Raw genomic sequence first — 18,889 nt, forward strand, 5'->3', positions numbered from 1 at the left:
CTTATCCCTGTTTCGAGCGCGCAATAGCCTCGCCCGGCGCAAACGGCAAGACGTCAGGCTGCGGATAGAGCCTCTCCAGCGCCGAACCGATCATTTCGAGCCCCACCCTGGCGCCCTCGCGCGACACCGGCAAATGCCTTCCCGTCGTTCGCGACGCCTTGCGCTTGATGAAGAAACAAGCAGAGCCGCGTGGCGCCGCATCAGCGATCAGCGCCAGATCCGCAGCGATCAGCTTCTCCTGATCAGTGACAGCCGTCGCTTCGTAATTCTTCGCCAGGATGCGTGCCCAATAGGTGCAGGAGAGGAAGATCGCCAGCGTTTGGCGGATTTGGCCCGGCCGCGTCACCACCGACCAGGAGGAGCCGAGCGGGCGGGCTGCCACCGTCACATCGCGGTAGCAGGCATCGATCCTCTGCGACAGAGCGATCAGCTCGAAGCCGCTCTTGCCCTCGCCGATCGCATCGAGCAGGGCGCGCAGCGCCAGGAACCAGCGGTCGAGCGCCGTATCGAGCGCGCCGCGCGTGCGGGTGGGGAAAACGAGGAAAGCGACCGCCGTTCCGGCCGCCGCCCCGATCATGGTCTCGCCGATACGCAACTTCAGGAGATCGAGCGTCAGCACGCCGGTCATGCCGTAGACCAGACATAGCACGATCGAGATGAAGAAGGTCATCGTCGCGTAGGAAACCTGCAGGAAATAAAAGGCGAGGAAGATGCAGATGACCGCGACTGGAATGGCGATCGCCGACTGGCCTGAAATGAGCGTTGCAAGCACGAGGCCCATGGCAATTCCGAGCACGGTGCCGAGTGAACGCGACAGCGCCTTCATCGCCGTATCACCACGCGAATTGGTATTGGTGAAGACCAGAAAGGAGGCAAGCACTGCCCAGAACCAACGCTCGCGCGACAAAAGCAGGCCGAAACTCATGGCGATCGCCGCGGCGATCGTGATCTGCAACGCTGCTCTCAGCAGCGGGTTGGCCAACGAAAAATCGACCACCGGGGATTGTCCGGTGTCCTCGGCCGCATCGATACTGGAAAAAAACTGGGCCTGACCCTGGTTGATCACTTCGCTCAGTTGCTGCCGCGCCTCACCGAGCCAGAGAAGCGCCCGCATGGTTTCACCCTGCGGCTGATCCTTGATGGCTTCGGCCATACCCTCATATCTTGCCAGCTCCGCCGTATCCGCTTCGATCACTGCGTGGACGAGTGCAAAGGGCGGCGGGCTCTGAACGCTCAGCACGATTGCGCTTTCAGCGGCAAGATGGGCATCGAAGAGCCGGATCGCCAGCTCCGCAGCCGGATCTGCGGCGCCGTCGAACACGCCCCCGGGCGGACGCGGGATGAAGGTCTCGGCCATCAGCACCGCCTCCTTCAGCCGATCTTCCAGTTGGCGCAGCTCCTGCCGGTCGTCGTCGCCGACATCGCCGCCGGCAAGGGCAGCAAGCTTGAAGAGGATGTGGTTGATCCGGCCTCGGACGCTTTCGAGCGAGCGCAGCAGATCGCGCCGCCAATCGTCCGGCAGCAGCACCGCCCTCACCACATGGCCGACAAGCACCGCGACAATAGGACCGAACGCCACTTCAGGCAGCTCGGCAAACGATGGCTGGAAATAGGCGCCCATGAAATAGGAGGTGAAAGCGAACATGCCGATCGCAAAGCCGCGGGGCCCGAACACCCGTGCGGCTGACGCCAGCGCGATCACTGCCAGAAAGACGAGATCGGAGAAAAATCGGTGATCCTCCAGCCCGGCCGCGATGCCCACAACTGCAATGCTTGCGCCACAACCGAGAAGCCGCGTCACCAGTTGGCGCGAATTGCCCTTGTCGCGCACAGCCACCCCGCCCTCGATCGACAGAACGATACCGAGGCCGAAGGCGGCCCTCGGCAGTGGTGCGATCAGCGCCTGGATGGCAAGCAGGATCAAGACCGAGAGGACGATCGTCAATGTCACCCGCGTCGCCATGCGAAGGCGTGACAGCGCCGGATCGTTGGCAAGCAGCCAGTCGCGGAACTGAAACTTGGAAGACAAATGCATGAGCCCCTCATGCCATGACGATCGAAAGATACCGCCGCGGGAGCGGAAATCAAACCGCCGCTCGAATGTCTCGCTTACTGGCCGTTGGCAATCTGCGCCATGGTAGCCTTGAGCGAGATCGGCCCCTGCCCCTCCTCACCCTGAACCATGATGTCGTCGACGACGGATTTGCCATTCTCCTCGATTACCTCGAAACGCACCGTCGTAAAGTCATCTCTGTTGGGGGCGCCTTCCAGGCAAGTCGCTGCCTTGAATTTCACGGTCACCTCTGTCGTGCCGTTTGCCGGCTGGCCGTTTTCGATAGAGAGATCCTGCAGCGGGCAGGCATCCTGCCCGTTGACGATCACGTCATAGTCGAAGGGAGAAATGCCATCCTCGTCCGCAGCGGGGTTCTGAGCGGCTGCTTTGTACTTTTCGCTGAAATCCTTGCTGTAGAGCCGGCCGAGCATGCTTTCCTCGAAGACATCGATCCAGTCGCTGGCGTCGCTCGCCCAGTTCGTCTGCGTGTCCTTCATGATTTCCTTCACCGGCGCAGCCGCGTCAGCTGCAAGCGAGAGGCCAGGTGCGGCAGACCCGGCGGCAAGCAAGCCGGCGAACAGAACGGCGATCTTCTTCATGGTAAATGTCCGGGACTCGGGGCTCAGGCGGCGGAGGGTAGCCATTTTCCAACACTTGGCAATGGAGGCAAAAACGTCATGTCCCTGCCCGTTGCAGCTTTGCGTTCCCGGCTCACAATGCTATAGCGCTCCGGATTACATCACCCAGCCGGGACAATATCCCCTTCCAAGCTTAACGAGGCAGATACATGAAGAAGATCAAGGTCGCTAATCCCGTCGCCGATCTCGACGGCGATGAAATGACGCGCATCATCTGGCAGCTCATCAAGGATAAGCTGATCCATCCGTATCTCGACCTCGACATCGACTATTACGACCTCTCGGTCGAAAATCGCGACGCCACCAACGACCAGGTCACGGTCGACGCCGCCAACGCCATCAAGAAGTACGGTGTCGGCATCAAGTGCGCGACCATTACGCCTGATGAAGCCCGCGTGAAGGAATTCAACCTCAAGGAAATGTGGAAGAGCCCGAACGGCACGATCCGCAACATCCTCGGCGGCGTCATCTTCCGCGAGCCGATCATTTGCCGCAACGTACCGCGCCTCGTTCCCGGCTGGACGCAGCCGATCGTCGTCGGCCGCCATGCATTCGGCGACCAGTATCGCGCCACCGACTTCAAATTCCCCGGCAAGGGTAAGCTGACGATTAAGTTCGTCGGCGAAGACGGCACCGTCATCGAAAAGGAAGTCTTCAACGCGCCGGGCGCCGGGGTTGCCATGGCCATGTACAACCTTGATGAATCGATCCGCGAATTCGCCCGCGCCTCGATGATGTACGGCCTGATGCGCAAGTGGCCGGTCTATCTTTCGACCAAGAACACCATCCTCAAGGCCTATGACGGCCGCTTCAAGGACATCTTCGAGGAAGTCTACGAGACCGAATTCAAGGATCAGTTCAAGGAAGCCCGCATCACCTACGAACACCGCCTGATCGACGACATGGTCGCTTCGGCCCTGAAGTGGTCCGGCGGTTATGTCTGGGCCTGCAAGAATTATGACGGCGATGTTCAGTCCGATACCGTCGCCCAGGGCTTCGGCTCGCTCGGCCTGATGACCTCGGTTCTGCTGACGCCGGACGGCAAGACGGTCGAAGCCGAAGCGGCTCATGGCACGGTCACCCGCCACTACCGCCAGCACCAGAAGGGCCAGGAAACCTCGACGAATTCGATCGCGTCGATCTTCGCCTGGACCCGAGGCCTCGCCCACCGCGCCAAGCTCGACGACAATGCCGAACTCGCCAAGTTCGCCTCTACGCTGGAAAAGGTCTGCGTCGACACCGTCGAATCCGGCTTCATGACCAAGGACCTGGCGCTGCTGATCGGCCCCGATCAGCCGTGGCTCTCGACCACCGCTTTCCTCGACAAGATCGACCAGAACCTGCAGAAGGCAATGGCGTAAGCCCGTCTTTTCGCAATAGCATTGAACGGCGGGGATTTCCCCGCCGTTTTCATTTGGGAGAGAAAATGACGGTGACCGTGCACCCGCTCAAACCTTCAGATCGTGCCGCCTGGGAGCCCTTATGGGCAGCTTACCAGCGGTTCTACGAAGTGGTTATCCCGGCCGAGACGACCGATCTTACCTGGGCTCGCTTCCACGATCCCGACGAACCCATGCATGCGCTTGGCGCCTTCGACGAAGACGGCCGCCTCGTCGGCATCGTGCATGCCATCTTCCATCGCTCCTGCTGGCTGCCGCAATGGACCTGCTATCTGCAGGATCTCTATGTCGAAAACAGTCAACGCGGGCTCGGCACCGGAGCCGCACTGATCGAAGGCGTCGCCGAGCTTGCCCGCTCAACGGGTGCCGGCAGGCTTTACTGGATGACTCATGAAAGCAATGCGACCGCGCGGCGCCTCTACGACAGGATCGCCGAGCGCTCGGGTTTCATCCAGTACCGCAAAGCGCTCTAGCTCCGGGCTTGCACAAAGACTTCGCCGCGCTATTGATTCCGCACAACAGCGTCACGAGGAGGACGTCATGAGCGAAGAGCTGGTATTCTATACGAACCCGATGTCGCGCGGCCGCATCGCGCGTTGGATGCTGGAGGAGATCGGCCAGCCCTATCGTGCCGAGCTGCTGACTTTCGGCGAAACCATGAAGGCGCCGGAATATCTTCGGGTCAATCCAATGGGCAAAGTGCCGGCAATCCGCCACGGCGACACCGTCGTCACCGAATGTGCAGCGATCTGCGCCTATCTGGCAGAAACTTTCCCGGAAAAGAGCCTGGGGCCGAGGCCGGAGGAACGCGCCCGCTATTACCGCTGGATGTTCTTTGCTGCCGGCCCCCTGGAATCGGCGGTGACGATGAAGGCGCTCGGCTTCGAAATCCCTGCGGAACGCCTACGCATGGCCGGTTGCGGCGGTTTCGGTGACGTCATGAATACACTTGAGATGGCGGTCTCCCAATCGACCTACGTCACCGGCGAGCGCTTTACCGCCGCCGACGTCTATGTCGGTGCGCATATCGGCTGGGGTCTGGGTTTCGGCAGCATCGAGAAGCGCCAGGCCTTCATCGACTATTTCGGCCGCATCAGCGAGCGCGAGGCCTACAAACGCGCGAACGCATTGGACGACGAGGCCGGCAAGACGATGCAGGCTGCCTGACTGTCGATCCGGCGCGACGTCCGGAACGCCGCGCCGGGATCCAGCCGTCAGGCAAGCGGCATGTGAATATCCGTCATCAGTTCTGTCGGCGGCACATCGCGCGGATTGTTGAGATATTCCTCGAACATGACACTGTCCTTCAACTGTCGTCCCGAGTTCGGCAGCCATTCGGAATAAAGCCACTGATAGGCCTTATACATGTCCGCATAAGGACCCTTATGGCGCAGGACGGCATAGTTGCCACCCTCGATCTTATGTCGCTCGAACGGCGCTTCGGTGGGAACTCCTGGGGTGCTGGTGACGCAGGCGATGGAGCGCAGTTTTTCGGCCGGCACGATGTCGGGATCGTCGAGATAGACGCCGATCATCCGCATATCCGGCTTGGCAAGGCCGCGGGCATAAAGCGTGCCGAACAATGTTTCGAAGCCTTTGCCGATCTGCATGTAGGAACCGGTGTGGGCGACGCCGATCAGCTCGATCGGCTCGATCTGCCGCAAGGTAACATCAAACATGGCTTTGGACTTTCCGTCAGGTGAGGGTTGGAACGCTGCATGGCTTCCCTCTTTCCGGTAGCGCGCCGGCGGCATGCCATAGACCGATTTGAAGATGCGGTTGAAAGATTGGAGATTGGGATAGCCTGATCGCTTCGCAATATCACTGACGGCAAGCTCCGTGCGGACGATCTCGCCCGCGGCGCGATGCAGCCTGAGCCGCTTGACGGTGGCCGCCAGCGTCTCGCCATAGATCGCCCGGTAAATCCTGTGCCAGTGATAGCTCGACAAACAGGCGATCTCGGCCAGACGTTCCATATCCAGCTCTTCATCGAGATGGTCGTGAATGTAGGCCGAAACCCGTCTTAGACGGGTCTCGTAAAGCGCCCATGCCGTGCCGCCGTTCATGTCAAAGCCTTATGCAAACCGAACGACCACAGACAACCATATATCGAATTGACAAATCCTGCGGACCTGCTGCGGAAGCTGAAGCGAAAAAAGGCGGAAGCCGAGCCTCCGCCGTTTGAAAATCCGCAGATCTGATGATCAGCCGGCGAGCGCCAAAGCCACGGCCTCTATGGCGTCATCAGCCTTCGATCCGTCGGGGCCGCCGGCCTGGGCCATGTCGGGGCGGCCGCCGCCCCCCTTGCCGCCGAGAGCAGCCGAGGCGATGCGGACGAGGTCGACAGCGCTGTAGCGCTGAACGAGATCCGACGTCACCGCAACCACTGCGCTCGCCTTGCCGTCGTCGGACACGCCGACGAGGGCGACGACGCCGGAGCCGATGCTGGTCTTGCCGTCGTCGGCGAGGCCCTTCAGATCCTTGGGGTCGACGCCCGATATAGCCTTGCCGAGGAACTTGACGCCGGCAACTTCGCGCACGGCATCGGCCGAGTTGCCCTGCCCGCCGCCCATGGCGAGTTTACGCTTGGCGTCGGCCAATTCCTTCTCGAGCTTGCGGCGCTCGTCGATAAGCGCCTCGACGCGCGACAGGACTTCCGACGGCTGCACCTTGAGCGACGCCGCGAGCGTCTTTACGCGCTCGTCCTGCTCGGCAAGATATTCACGCGCCGTTTCACCGGTCACGGCTTCGATACGACGGACGCCGGCGCCGACTGCACTTTCGCCGAGGATACGGACGAGCCCGATCTGGCCGGTGGCCAACACATGCGTACCACCGCAGAGTTCGACCGAGTAAGGCTTGTCGGTCTTCGCGCCGTGCAGACCCGTGCCCATCGAAACGACGCGCACCTCATCGCCGTATTTCTCGCCGAAGAGCGCCATTGCGCCTTCGGCGATCGCGTCATCAACGCTCATCAGGCGGGTCGTGACGGGGGCATTCTGCAGAACGATCTCGTTTGCCATGTCCTCGACGACCTTCAACTCCTCGGCCGACATCGGCTTGGGGTGCGAAACGTCGAAGCGCAGACGCTCGGGCGCAACCAGCGAGCCCTTCTGCGCGACATGGGTGCCGAGCACTTCGCGCAGCGCCTCGTGCAGCAGGTGGGTCGCCGAATGGTTGGCGCGCAGGCGCGAACGGCGGGCATGGTCGACAGTCAGAACGACAGCATCGCCGGTCTTGAATGCACCTTCGACGACCGTGCCGGAATGCACGAAGAGGCCCTCCCCCTTCTTCTGTGTGTCCGATATCTCGATCTTGCCGTGGTCAGAGGAGATGACGCCCGTATCGCCCATCTGACCACCGGATTCTCCATAGAAAGGCGTCTGGTTGACGACGATCTGCACCTTGTCGCCGGCCTTGGCTTCGTCGGCCACGGCACTGGCTTTGACGATCGCCTGCACCACGCCTTCAGCGCTCTCTGTGTCATAACCGAGGAACTCGGTTGCACCATACTTTTCCTTGAGCTCGAACCAGACGGTTTCGGTCGCCTTCTCGCCGGAGCCGGCCCAGTGCGACCGGGCTTCGGCCTTCTGGCGCTCCATGGCATCGGTGAAACCAGCTATGTCGACGCCGATCTCGCGAGCGCGCAGGGCGTCTTGCGTCAGGTCGAGCGGGAAGCCGTAGGTGTCGTAAAGCTTGAAGGCGGTCTCGCCATCCAGCATGTCGCCCTTGCCGAGATCAGCGGTCGCATCCGACAGCAGCGACAGGCCGCGCTCCAGCGTCTTGCGGAAGCGACCTTCTTCGAGCTTCAGCGTCTCCGAGATCAGCGCCTCGGCCCGCACGAGCTCCGGATAGGCGCGGCCCATCTCCTGCACCAGCGTCGGCAGCAGCTTATACATCAGCGGCTCCTTGGCGCCGAGAAGCTGGGCGTGCCGCATGGCGCGACGCATGATACGGCGCAGCACATAGCCGCGGCCCTCATTCGACGGCAGCACGCCATCGGCAATCAGGAAGGCCGAGGAACGCAGATGGTCGGCGATGACGCGGTGGCTGGCGCTGCCTTCCGCCTTGACTCCTATCGTATCCTCGATTGTGCCGGTCAGCGTGCGGAAAAGATCTGTATCGAAGACGCTCTGAACGCCCTGAAGGATGCAGGCCATGCGTTCCAGACCCATGCCGGTGTCGATCGACGGACGCGGCAGCGGATTGCGAACCCCCGGCTCGGTCTGCTCGAACTGCATGAAAACCAGGTTCCAGAATTCCAGGAACCGGTCGCCGTCTTCCTCAGGCGAACCGGGAGGGCCGCCCCAGACATTCTCGCCCTGGTCGATGAAGATTTCCGAGCAGGGTCCGCAGGGTCCGGTATCGCCCATCTGCCAGAAATTGTCGGAGGTCGGGATGCGGATGATCTTGTCGTCGGAGAAACCGGCGATCTTCTTCCACAAAGCCGCTGCTTCCTCGTCTTCGGAATAGACGGTCACCAGCAGGCGATGTTTCGGCAGGTCAAAGCCTTCGGTCACGAGCTTCCAGGCCAGCTCGATCGCATTCTCCTTGAAATAGTCGCCGAAGGAGAAATTGCCGAGCATCTCGAAGAAGGTCAGGTGACGCGCGGTATAGCCGACATTGTCGAGGTCGTTATGCTTGCCGCCGGCGCGCACGCATTTCTGCGAGGTTGTCGCGGTTGCATAAGGACGTTTTTCCAAGCCGGTGAAGACGTTCTTGAACTGCACCATGCCGGCATTGGTGAACATCAGCGTCGGGTCGTTGCGCGGCACGAGCGGACTGGACGGAACGATCTCGTGGCCGTTCTTCTTGAAATAGTCGAGGAAGGTCGACCGGATGTCGTTTACGCCGCTCATTCTATGCCCTTCAATGCTGCCGTAGGCAGATAAATTCAAATCCATCGGCTTTTAACGTTCGCCTCCGCCACTGTCCAGCCGACAAACAAAACCGGCCGCATTCTGATGAGGGAATGCGGCCGGCTGAGATTTCAAATCAAGTTCAAGCGCGAAAATTACATCTCAGCGGCAGCATCGCCGTCATCGGCATCCGGACCACCATTCTGCAGGAAACGATCGGCGATTAGGCCGGCATTCTGGCGCAGCGCCAGCTCGATCTCGCGGGCGAGATCCGGATTGTCACGCAGGAAGGTCTTGGCGTTTTCGCGACCCTGGCCGAGACGCTGGCTGTTATAGGAGAACCAGGCGCCCGACTTCTCGACGATGCCGGCCTTGACGCCGAGGTCGACGAGCTCGCCCGTCTTCGACACGCCTTCGCCGTACATGATGTCGAACTCGACCTGCTTGAAGGGGGGCGCCATCTTGTTCTTGACTACCTTGACGCGGGTCTGGTTGCCGACCACCTCTTCGCGCTCCTTGACCGAGCCGATGCGGCGAATGTCGAGGCGCACGGAGGCATAGAATTTCAGCGCATTGCCGCCGGTCGTCGTTTCCGGAGAACCGAACATGACGCCGATCTTCATGCGAATCTGGTTGATGAAGATCACCATGCAGTTCGACTTGGAGATCGACGCGGTCAGCTTGCGCAGCGCCTGGCTCATCAGGCGAGCCTGCATGCCCGGCAGGCTGTCGCCCATCTCGCCTTCGATTTCGGCGCGTGGCGTCAGCGCGGCGACCGAGTCGACGACGAGAACGTCGACGGCGCCGGAGCGCACCAGCGTGTCGGTGATTTCGAGCGCCTGCTCTCCGGTATCTGGCTGCGAGATCAGCAGATTCTGCAGATCGACGCCAAGCTTACGGGCATAGACTGGATCGAGCGCGTGTTCGGCATCGACGAAGGCGCAGATGCCGCCCTTCTTCTGCGATTCCGCAATGGTCTGCAGCGCAAGCGTTGTTTTGCCCGAGCTTTCCGGCCCATAGATTTCAATGATGCGGCCCTTCGGCAAGCCGCCAATTCCGAGCGCGATATCGAGACCAAGCGAGCCCGTCGAAACCGTCTCGATCTCGACGACGTTCTCGTTGGAGCCGAGTTTCATGATCGAGCCCTTGCCGAACGACCGCTCTATCTGTGAGAGTGCCGCTTCAAGCGCCTTGCTTTTGTCCACCGATTTGTCCTCTACCAGCCGCAATGTATTCTGAGACATCCGATCCACCTTTAGGTTATTGAAGCCGCTCAAGCAATGTCGAGTTTGTACCCTATTTGTTCCATTCCCGCAATAGGCGCACAAACATTTGAAAGAAAAAGGTAAAACGGTCCGTGTTCTACATTTGTTTTATCGATGCAAAGCAACGGCTTAGACCCTCTGCGCAAGCTTTGCTGCGGCCGGGCAATGAGCATCGATTCGCCCTTCGCACTTTATGATCCCGGGTAAGTTGATGAAAAAGATTCTCGTTCTCGGCGGTGCCCATATCGACAGGCGTGGCCGCATCTCCGGCGAAACGGCGCCAGGCGCCAGCAATCCCGGCACCTGGTTCGAGGAGCCGGGCGGCGGCGGTTTCAACGCAGCGCGTAACCTTGCAAGACTGGGTTTTCACGTGACGATGATCTCGCCGCGCGGCGGCGATCCCATCGGCGAAATGGTCGGCGAAGCTGCCGATTTCGCCGGAATCGACGACCGGCCCTTCGTCTTCCTCGACCGCAAGACACCGAGCTATACGGCGATCATCGAGAAGAACGGCGACCTCGTGATCGCCCTTGCCGACATGGATCTCTACCGTTTCTTCGTGCCGCGGCGCCTGTCCATCCGCTGGGTGCGCGAGGCCTTCGCCGCCCATGATTTCATTCTCGTCGACGCCAATCTGCCGGAAGAGACAATCGCGGCGATCGTCGCCAAGGCGAACTCCCTGGCCAAACCCGTTGCGGCCATCGCCATCTCGCCGGCCAAGGTGGTCCGGCTGAAACCCTGCATTAGGGATATCGATTATCTGTTCCTGAACGAGGCCGAAGCCGCCGCCGTTACCGGCTTGCAGCCGGAGGATTCGGGCGGTTGGCCGCCGCTCCTGAATGAGATCGGCATCAGAAACGCCGTCGTCACCCGCGGACGGCGCGAGCTCGTTGCGATTTGCAAAGACCGCGCCGTGGCGCTGCAGCCGCCAATCGCCGAAACCGTCGCCGATGTTACCGGCGCCGGCGATTCCCTTGCCGCCGGCACGCTCGCCGCCTTGATATCAGGCCTGCCGCTTGAGGAGGCCGTTCGCTACGGCGCGGCGGCGGCAGCGCTCACGGTGCAGTCACGGCACGCCGTCAACGAAAATCTGACTCCGAATCTCTTGAATGAGGCGCTTGCCCTTGTTCCCAAGGTCAGAATTCTGCATTGAAGCGGCTGAATTAAAGAGTTGAGCAAGATGCCGTTTCGAAAGCCGCCCACGCTTTTGGTATCATGCTCTGCCGATCACAGGATAAGACCATGACCAAGCCCATCTCCCCTCTTCTGCCGATCGCCTATTCGAAGGACGTCGCCAGCGCCAAGCAGCGCGGCGCACCACTGGTGGCGCTGGAATCGACCATCATCACCCATGGCATGCCCTATCCCGGCAATATCGAAATGGCGCGCAGCGTCGAGACGATCATTCGCGAACAGGGCGCGGTGCCGGCGACGATCGCGGTCATCCACGGCACCCTTCATATCGGCCTTGAAGCTGCGCAACTGGAGCAGCTTGCCAAGGCAAAGGAGGTCATGAAGGTGTCACGCGCCGATCTCGCCTTCGCAATCGCCGAACGGCGCACGGGCGCAACGACGGTTGCTGCGACGATGATCGCGGCGGCCCGCGCCGGCATTCGTGTCTTTGCCACAGGCGGCATCGGCGGCGTGCATCGCGGCGCTGAGGAAAGCTTCGATATATCAGCCGATCTTGAGGAATTGGCGCGCACCGGCGTTATCGTCGTCTGCGCCGGCGCCAAGGCGATCCTTGACATTCCAAAGACGCTTGAAGTGCTGGAGACCCGCGGCGTACCTGTCGTCACCTATGAGAGCGAAGAATTCCCCGCCTTCTGGTCGCGTTCATCAGGTATCCGCAGCCCGCTCTCGCTGAACAGCCCGGCGGCCATCGCCAATTTCCAGACGGTGCGCGAACAGCTCGGCATCGACGGCGGCATGCTCGTCGCCAATCCGGTGCCGGAAGCCGACGAAATCGCGCGTGAGGAGATGGAGATCTATATCGAGCGGGCGCTTGATAGTGCCGAACGCGACGAAATCAACGGCAAGGCGGTGACGCCCTATCTACTCTCGACCATTTTCGACCTGACGGACGGCCAGAGCCTGAAGACGAATATCGCGCTGGTGGAAAACAATGCGCGGCTTGCGGCAGAGATTGCCGTGGCGTTGGGTGAGTAATTGGTGGGTTCGTTTTATCGGCTTGAGGATTTTCAGAGAGGGTTGGCCGTGTGGCACCCCCCTCTGTCCTGCCGGACATCTCCCCCACTAGGGTGGAGATCGGCAAGAGGCCGGACCATCGTTCCCTCGCTACAGTAGCGGAACAATCATACGGCAGTTGTTTGAGGAATCCATCGCGCCCAGCCGATCTCCCCACCTGTGGGGGAGATGCCCGACAGGGCAGAGCGGGGTGCCACATAGTGTGCCTCTCCGCAAACCATTAAGCCGTAATCAGCTATCCAACGTTTCCTTCACCACCACGGCAAGCTGCTTCAGCGAGAACGGCTTCGGCAAAAATCCGAATTTCGCATCCGGCGGCAGATTGCGGGCGAAGGCGTCCTCGGCATAGCCGGAAACGAAGATGAATTTCAGGTCGGGATAGTTCTTACGCAACTCGCGCAGCAGCGTCGGGCCGTCCATTTCAGGCATCACCACGTCGGAAACGACGATGTCGACCTTGCCCTCGAGGTCCTCCATGATGCTCAGCGCCTCGACGCCCGAGCCAGCCTCATGCACGGTGTAGCCGCGCGTTTCCAGCATGCGCTTGCCGCCGCGGCGCACCGCTTCCTCGTCTTCTACGAGAAGGACGACGGCCGAGCCGGTCAGGTCCTCCGGCTGCTGCGCGGCCACCGCCGGCGCGGCTGGGACTTCATTGATGGCGTTGTCGATCGAACCCGCCTCCGCGGCAATCGCCGGTTCTGGGATGTGGCGCGGCAGGAAGACCCGGAAGGTCGTGCCTTTGCCGACTTCGGATTCCGGCTGGATGTAGCCGCCCGATTGCTTGACGATGCCGTAGACCATGGCGAGACCAAGCCCGGTGCCCTTGCCGACATCCTTGGTGGTGAAGAAGGGCTCGAAAATCTTGTCCATGATCTCCGGCGCGATGCCTGTACCAGTATCGGCGACTTCGACCAGCACCATGTCCTCGGCCGGCATGTAGGAGTAATTGAAGGCCGCAACCTCGGCTGCGGTCAAATTGCGGGTGCGCAGCGTCAGCGTGCCGCCGTCAGGCATGGCGTCGCGCGCATTGACGCAGAGATTGATCAGCACCTGCTCGAATTGCGAAAGGTCTGTTTTGACGGGCCAGAGATCGCGGCCATATTGCACATCGAGCTTGACATTGGTGCCGGAGAGCAGTCGGTCGACCAGCATGCGCAGGTCGCCGACGACATCGGTGAGGTTCAGCACCGAAGGCCGCATTGTCTGCTTGCGTGAGAAGGCGAGCAACTGGCGCACCAGCACCGCGGCGCGGTTGGCGTTACGCTTGATCTCCATCAGATCGGCGAAGCTTGCATCGGAAGGACGCGCCTGCAGCAGCAGGTGATCGGAAGAAAGCAGGATCGCCGTCAGGACGTTATTGAAATCATGCGCGATACCGCCGGCCAGCGTTCCGACAGCGTTCATCTTCTGCGTCTGCGCCATCTGCGCTTCCAGCGCCTTCTGCTCGGTCACCTCGACGGCATAGACGATCGCCGCCTCTTCCGGCGCCTCGTCGCTCTGGTCGATAACGGCGTTGACATAAAAGCGGAAATAGCGCGCCTCGTCTGTCGGCGTGCGGGTGTCGAGCGGCGGGATGTCGCTCTGCCGGTCCTTGGCGGCCGTCAGCGCCGCGGCTAGTTGCGGCCGATCGCTCTCCTGCACGATCGTTTCCAGATATGGCGCCTTTTCCAGGTCGTCGCGCGAGACGATGCCGGAGAACAGCTTGAGGAACGGCGCGTTGGTGCGCAGGATGCGTCCGTCGCCGTCGACCGAGGCGATTGCCATCGGTGTATTGTTGAAAAAGCGGGTAAAGCGCATGGCGGCCGCCGAAGCCGACTGGCCGCTCTCGCTGCTCTTTTCGCGCGCCAGCACGATCGTCCGGCTTTCACCGGGCGCCCCGTCGCGCATTGAGGTGACGCTATGGATGATCTGCACCGGCAGGCTCTGGCCGTTGGTCTTGCGCAGATCGAGATCCAGCGTCACGGTTTTTTTCAGGCCGGGCTCGGCCTGCACCGATTGGATCAGCGCCAGCCCCTCGCCCGCCACCAGGTCGCCGATCGACATCGAACCCGGCAGGAACTTGGTTAGGTCGAGGCCCAGCCACTCTGCAAGCGTCGCGTTCAGGTAGAAGATCTCGCCCTTCCTGCCGGCGGAGAAGAAGCCGGCCGGCGCGTGGTCGAGATAATCGATCGCATTCTGCAGCTCCTTGAAGAAGCGCTCCTGATCGTCGCGTTCGGCGGTGATGTCAGTGATCTGCCAGATCTGCAGCGGCTTGCCGCCACCATCCTCCGGCTGCAGCAGCCGTACCTTCAGCCGGTACCAATGCGCGCCCGAGCTGTTGCTGCCGGGCCCGACGGCGCGCAGCAGGCGGAATTCCTCCCGGCCCTCCTTGCCCTCGCGCAGACCATTGATCAGCCGGTAGAGCGCCTCGTTGGATTCGCGGTGCCGCGACAGCAGCGTTTCCAGCGTCTGCACTTCTGTTGCCTTGCGCGCGCCGGTGAGCGCGCCATAGGCGGCGTTGGCATAGATGATCCGGCCCTTTTCGTCGGTGATCAGCGTGCCGTCCGGGTGGCTGTTGAGGAAGGCGCGCGCCAAGCTGTCGGACTGGCGCTGCGGCATCACCTCGATGAAGCCGATAACGGAAGATACCAGGAAGAAGATGCCGACCATGGCGAGAACGCCGAGACCGCCGAGCACCATCTCGTTGTCGAGCGATCGCTTGAAGACGACAAAAGCCCCTGCGGCCGCGATCAGCACGAGCGCCAGGAGAAGAATGCGCAAAACCGTGCCAGAACGCCCCCCACGATCCACAAGCGGTGCGTTATAGTCGTCGACCTGACGCGGTTTCGTCATATATTCCTCGCATAAGCCTTTCCCACCTCGTAGCACGAACAAGAAGCGGGAATCAGGCGCTCTTTCCTTCTTAGCAATTTGCCACGCCGGCAAAAACACCGGTCGCCGGCAAGACCGCTTGAATTCACAGGCAAGAGCGCCATCTGCGCCGGATACCTGCGGCAGCGTCCCGCCCGAAGCCGGCAGCTGCAATTCGGCATAACACGAAATCGCGTTCGTGCATGGCTGGACAGGACCGGCTGCCCTTGCCTAAGGAACGGAAAAGTCGTCAATATGTGCCGAATGTGAAATGGAGTGAGTGACCATGTTCGATGATCTTGTCGCAGCCTATGGCAGCCGTTTCCTGCTTGCGGCCGGTGGCGTCGGCCTGGCGCTCCTCTTGCTCATTCTTGCACTCTGGCTGATGCGAGGTCGCGCCCCTTCGCCCTTCGTACGCGGCGGCCGCAACCGTCAGCCCCGCCTGCAGGTGCTGGATGCGGCAGCCGTCGACGCCCGCCGCCGGCTGGTGCTGGTGCGCCGAGATGATGTCGAGCATCTTATCATGATCGGTGGCCCGACCGATATCGTCATTGAAAGCCGCATCCTGCCGGAGAAGTCCGAACAGCCGGAAAGCCTCTCACGCCCGGAGCCTGCCGCCGAGCGGCCGATCGCAGTCCCCCGGTCGGAAACACCGCCTGTTTCCACCGCCCGTGCGCCGGTCACCCCCGGCGCCGAGCCGGCCGCCGAGCCCGCCTTCGCTGCGCCCGCGTCGGAGCCGCGGCCCCGCCCCGAACCATCGGCCCTGCCCACCATACCGCCGCCGGTTGCCACCAGCCCTCTTCCGCCAGAACCGGCGACGGCACCTCTATCGGCCGAACGCGACCAACCCCTGCGCGCTGCCTCGCCCCAGCCGCGCACCCCGGAGCGCCCCTCTGCTCCCGCCAGCACGCAACCGGCATCGTTCCGGGATACCGCAAGCGCCGCCGAAATCCTGGATGCCGCCCGACAGCGCGTGCTGCCGCAACAGCGCATCGAGCCCGAGGTCTCCGCCCCGGATATGCCGGCGCCGCGCACCGCTGCCGCCGAGGATGATGCGGCTGCGCAATCGGCAGCGGCGATCCGCCGTGATTTCCAACGGGTGTTGGAAGAGGAAATGTCGAACAATCTGACGGCCGAGCGGATCGTGCCGGCCCCGGCAAATCAGGCCCCTCGCCAGGCCGCACCGCAGCCGGCCAACCAGCCGCGCCGTGATCCCGAGCTTGCCCCCATCACCGGTGCCGACACCGACCTGCAGAAAGAAGTCGCCCGCATCTTCGGCGAAATGAGCGTCAATCGCGACAAGTAAGACAAACGCTTACATCTCGGTTGTCATCCGTTAGCTTCGTCATTAAGTTGCATAAACCTCGCCGACGCCTTGGGGACTCCCTATCACGCCGATCATTTGCTATCGGTCAGGTTGAAGAGCATTGGCGCATCCGAGGTAGACTTTGCCAAAGTAAATACCGGTCTCACCCCAGTTTCACCCGTGTAGCCGCAAGTGATGCGCTGGCGGCTTGCGAACATGTTCATCGGGTGGTGGCGAGAGACCGGTTTGGCATTGTTACAATGTGCCATGTGCAGCTCCGCTGTCTCAGCTCTTCAGCCGCCCACAACATCGCCATACCGCGCCCGCAAGGGTTTTCTCATGCACCATCTTGGTGGACTTCCGAACGGAAGACCAAGACGATATGTGCAAGACACTTCGGGTCCGATGGACCATCACTCCCAAAACGGCGCCCCAGCCATGGATTGCCTGCGGTGGATGCGGGGGCCTCAGAGCTTTCCGATCCAGCGGCAAGGTCCGGCTCAATGCCAACGGTCGCAAGCTCGACGCCTGGCTGATTTACAAATGCCTGATCTACGAAAGGACATGGAACCGCCCGATCTTCGAACGCCGGAATATTCGAGACGTCGATCCGATGATTCTCGACGCGCTGCAGTCCAACGACCCGGACTGGATTCGGGCGGAAACCTTCAATCTTGATGCGCTGCGGCGCAAGTCACAGCGTGTGGACGAGTTCGCCGATTTCGACATCGCCAAGGAGATCCGGCACAAGACCGGAGGCTGGACGAGCCTGGAAATCGAACTGGCGGCTCCGTTTCCAACGAGCATACGCCTGGATCGGCTGCTGGCCGGCGAGTTGAAAATGTCACGCTCCCGCCTCCAGGCTCTTCACGATCGGGGCCTCTGTCGAACAGAGCCCGACCGGGCCGACATCATGCGACGGCGGATCATGAATGGCACCCTCGTCACAATCGATCTCCCCACGCAGGCGGAGCGGGAACCAATCTGGAAAGCTCTGGCGACCGACGCTTGCCCGTAACCTCTTCTTCGACACGCCGGGAGATGACTCAACAAAAAGCGCCGCGATCGGATCGCGGCGCTGAATTTGTCTCATCTCTGCATGGGGATGGTCATTCGTCGCGGTAGACCTTTTCGCGACGTTCGTGGCGCTCCTGCGCCTCGATCGACAGCGTCGCGATCGGGCGGGCGTCGAGACGCTTGAGACCGATCGGTTCGCCGGTTTCCTCGCAATAGCCGTAGGTGCCGTCTTCGATGCGCTGCAGCGCCGCGTCGATCTTGGAGATCAATTTTCTCTGCCGGTCGCGGGCGCGAAGTTCGATCGCCCGGTCGGTTTCCGACGACGCCCTGTCGGCGAGATCGGGATGGTTTGCGCTTTCCTCGGCCAGATGGTCGAGTGTTTCGCGCGCTTCTCTAAGGATATCGTTTTTCCAGGCGACCAGCTTTGCCCTGAAGTAGGCACGCTGGTTTACGTTCATGAATTCTTCCTCTTCCGAGGGAACGTAATTGCTAAGATCGATCTTCTCACTCAACGCGATTCTCCTGAAGAACATCTCATCTGGCGGGGTGTATATCCCAAGCGCTAGCCGCGATTCAAGCCAAATACGACAGCTAAACAGATTTTTAAATCTGTTACAATTTTCAGCTAACGGACTATTTTCTCATGATTATTCGCGGCCGCAATTTTCGTCTCGTCTTCAAAACGCCGTGTTTTCGGCCACGTTTTGGGGCGTTGCGGCATGGCTGGCGGTTGACGGCGGAGGATCGCAACCGCTACTGAAAAGACCCGCCGATCCTGGATTTGCCCATGACCGTACCGCTGCCTCCGCCCAATCGCATCTATCTCCTGCGTCATGCCGAGGCCGCCTGGGCCGAACCCGGACAGCGCGATTTCGACCGGCCGCTCAACGAAAAAGGTTACGGCGATGCCGAGGTTATCGCCGACAAAGCCGCCGACAAGGGCTACCGTCCCGATCTTCTGATCAGTTCGACGGCGCTGCGCTGCCGCGACACCGCCGATGCCGTCCATCGGGCGATGGGTGTGGCACTGGACGTGAATTACATCGACTCGCTCTACAACGCCACGGTCGATACCTATGTCGAGATCGTCGATGCGCAGGATAAGGCCGCCGTCATGCTGATCGGCCACAACCCGACGATCGAGCAGGCGCTTGAGGCGCTGATCGGCCACGAGGCTATGGTGAACGCACTTCCCGCCGGCTTTCCGACGGCGGGCCTCGCCGTTGTCGATTTTGACGCTTCCGAAAGCGGCTGGCGTCTTATCGATTTCCTCGTCGTCTGAAGTCTTTCGCT

The 18,889-nt window shown here is 61.3% G+C and carries 15 protein-coding genes; 8 read left to right on the forward strand and 7 right to left on the reverse strand.

Going from position 1 to position 18,889, the window contains the following annotated elements; translation table 11 throughout:
* Position 1: 1 nt before the first annotated feature.
* Both AC13QO_RS05565 and AC13QO_RS05570 read right to left on the reverse strand, forming a co-directional pair.
* The gene (locus AC13QO_RS05565) at positions 2–2,035 is read right to left on the reverse strand and encodes an FUSC family protein (protein WP_488540095.1); all 2,034 of its coding nucleotides are present in this window, start codon (positions 2,033–2,035) and stop codon (positions 2–4) included.
* 74 nt (positions 2,036–2,109) lie between these two features.
* Positions 2,110–2,652 carry a hypothetical protein gene (locus AC13QO_RS05570; RefSeq protein WP_488540096.1) on the reverse strand — a complete coding sequence of 181 codons (543 nt, stop codon included), beginning with the start codon at positions 2,650–2,652 and terminating at the stop codon, positions 2,110–2,112.
* Positions 2,653–2,840: 188 nt separating this feature from the next.
* On the opposite strand from AC13QO_RS05570, the gene AC13QO_RS05575 reads away from it, so the two are divergent.
* The 3 genes from AC13QO_RS05575 (at position 2,841) to AC13QO_RS05585 (ending at position 5,258) form a co-directional block, all read left to right on the forward strand.
* Positions 2,841–4,052 (forward strand): NADP-dependent isocitrate dehydrogenase, encoded by a 1,212-nt coding sequence (locus tag AC13QO_RS05575; RefSeq protein ID WP_285193799.1) that lies wholly within the window; start codon positions 2,841–2,843, stop codon positions 4,050–4,052.
* A 65-nt stretch (positions 4,053–4,117) separates the two neighbouring features.
* A complete protein-coding gene (locus AC13QO_RS05580; RefSeq protein WP_085778341.1) occupies positions 4,118–4,564 on the forward strand; it encodes a GNAT family N-acetyltransferase in 447 nt (148 codons plus the stop codon).
* Between the two features lie 67 nt (positions 4,565–4,631).
* A complete protein-coding gene (locus tag AC13QO_RS05585) occupies positions 4,632–5,258 on the forward strand; it encodes a glutathione S-transferase family protein (RefSeq protein WP_488540097.1) in 627 nt (208 codons plus the stop codon).
* 47 nt (positions 5,259–5,305) lie between these two features.
* On the opposite strand, the gene AC13QO_RS05590 is transcribed toward AC13QO_RS05585, so the two are convergent.
* From AC13QO_RS05590 to recA, 3 genes are all read right to left on the reverse strand, one after another.
* Positions 5,306–6,157, reverse strand: a complete 852-nt coding sequence (locus tag AC13QO_RS05590; RefSeq protein WP_488540098.1) for an AraC family transcriptional regulator — start codon at positions 6,155–6,157, stop codon at positions 5,306–5,308.
* A 138-nt stretch (positions 6,158–6,295) separates the two neighbouring features.
* The gene (gene alaS, locus AC13QO_RS05595) at positions 6,296–8,950 is read right to left on the reverse strand and encodes an alanine--tRNA ligase (RefSeq protein WP_488540099.1); all 2,655 of its coding nucleotides are present in this window, start codon (positions 8,948–8,950) and stop codon (positions 6,296–6,298) included.
* Positions 8,951–9,105: 155 nt separating this feature from the next.
* The gene (gene recA / locus AC13QO_RS05600) at positions 9,106–10,194 is read right to left on the reverse strand and encodes a recombinase RecA (protein ID WP_085780083.1); all 1,089 of its coding nucleotides are present in this window, start codon (positions 10,192–10,194) and stop codon (positions 9,106–9,108) included.
* Positions 10,195–10,423: 229 nt separating this feature from the next.
* On the opposite strand from recA, the gene AC13QO_RS05605 reads away from it, so the two are divergent.
* Together AC13QO_RS05605 and AC13QO_RS05610 are read left to right on the forward strand one after the other, a co-directional pair.
* Positions 10,424–11,368, forward strand: a complete 945-nt coding sequence (locus AC13QO_RS05605) for a carbohydrate kinase family protein (RefSeq protein ID WP_285193804.1) — start codon at positions 10,424–10,426, stop codon at positions 11,366–11,368.
* An 89-nt stretch (positions 11,369–11,457) separates the two neighbouring features.
* Positions 11,458–12,384, forward strand: a complete 927-nt coding sequence (locus AC13QO_RS05610) for a pseudouridine-5'-phosphate glycosidase (RefSeq protein ID WP_488540100.1) — start codon at positions 11,458–11,460, stop codon at positions 12,382–12,384.
* A 270-nt stretch (positions 12,385–12,654) separates the two neighbouring features.
* Here the strand turns inward: AC13QO_RS05610 and cckA are convergent, their stop codons facing one another.
* Entirely contained in the window at positions 12,655–15,255 is a 2,601-nt protein-coding gene (cckA, locus tag AC13QO_RS05615; RefSeq protein ID WP_488540101.1) for a cell cycle histidine kinase CckA, read from the reverse strand.
* A gap of 304 nt (positions 15,256–15,559) precedes the next feature.
* On the opposite strand from cckA, the gene AC13QO_RS05620 reads away from it, so the two are divergent.
* Positions 15,560–16,579: a flagellar biosynthetic protein FliO gene (locus AC13QO_RS05620; RefSeq protein WP_488540102.1), complete on the forward strand. Its 1,020-nt coding sequence runs from the start codon at positions 15,560–15,562 to the stop codon at positions 16,577–16,579.
* A gap of 382 nt (positions 16,580–16,961) precedes the next feature.
* Positions 16,962–17,597 (forward strand): DUF1062 domain-containing protein, encoded by a 636-nt coding sequence (locus AC13QO_RS05625; protein WP_488540181.1) that lies wholly within the window; start codon positions 16,962–16,964, stop codon positions 17,595–17,597.
* Between the two features lie 91 nt (positions 17,598–17,688).
* Here AC13QO_RS05625 and dksA read toward each other — a convergent pair whose 3' ends face one another.
* Positions 17,689–18,108, reverse strand: a complete 420-nt coding sequence (gene dksA / locus AC13QO_RS05630) for an RNA polymerase-binding protein DksA (RefSeq protein ID WP_008525884.1) — start codon at positions 18,106–18,108, stop codon at positions 17,689–17,691.
* Positions 18,109–18,383: 275 nt separating this feature from the next.
* Here dksA and AC13QO_RS05635 point away from each other — a divergent pair, with 275 nt between their 5' ends.
* On the forward strand, positions 18,384–18,878 hold the full coding sequence (locus AC13QO_RS05635) for a SixA phosphatase family protein (protein WP_488540103.1): 495 nt from the start codon (positions 18,384–18,386) through the stop codon (positions 18,876–18,878).
* The last annotated feature ends 11 nt before the right edge of the window (positions 18,879–18,889 follow it).

It is taken from the genome of Rhizobium sp. CNPSo 3670, from assembly GCF_057784555.1.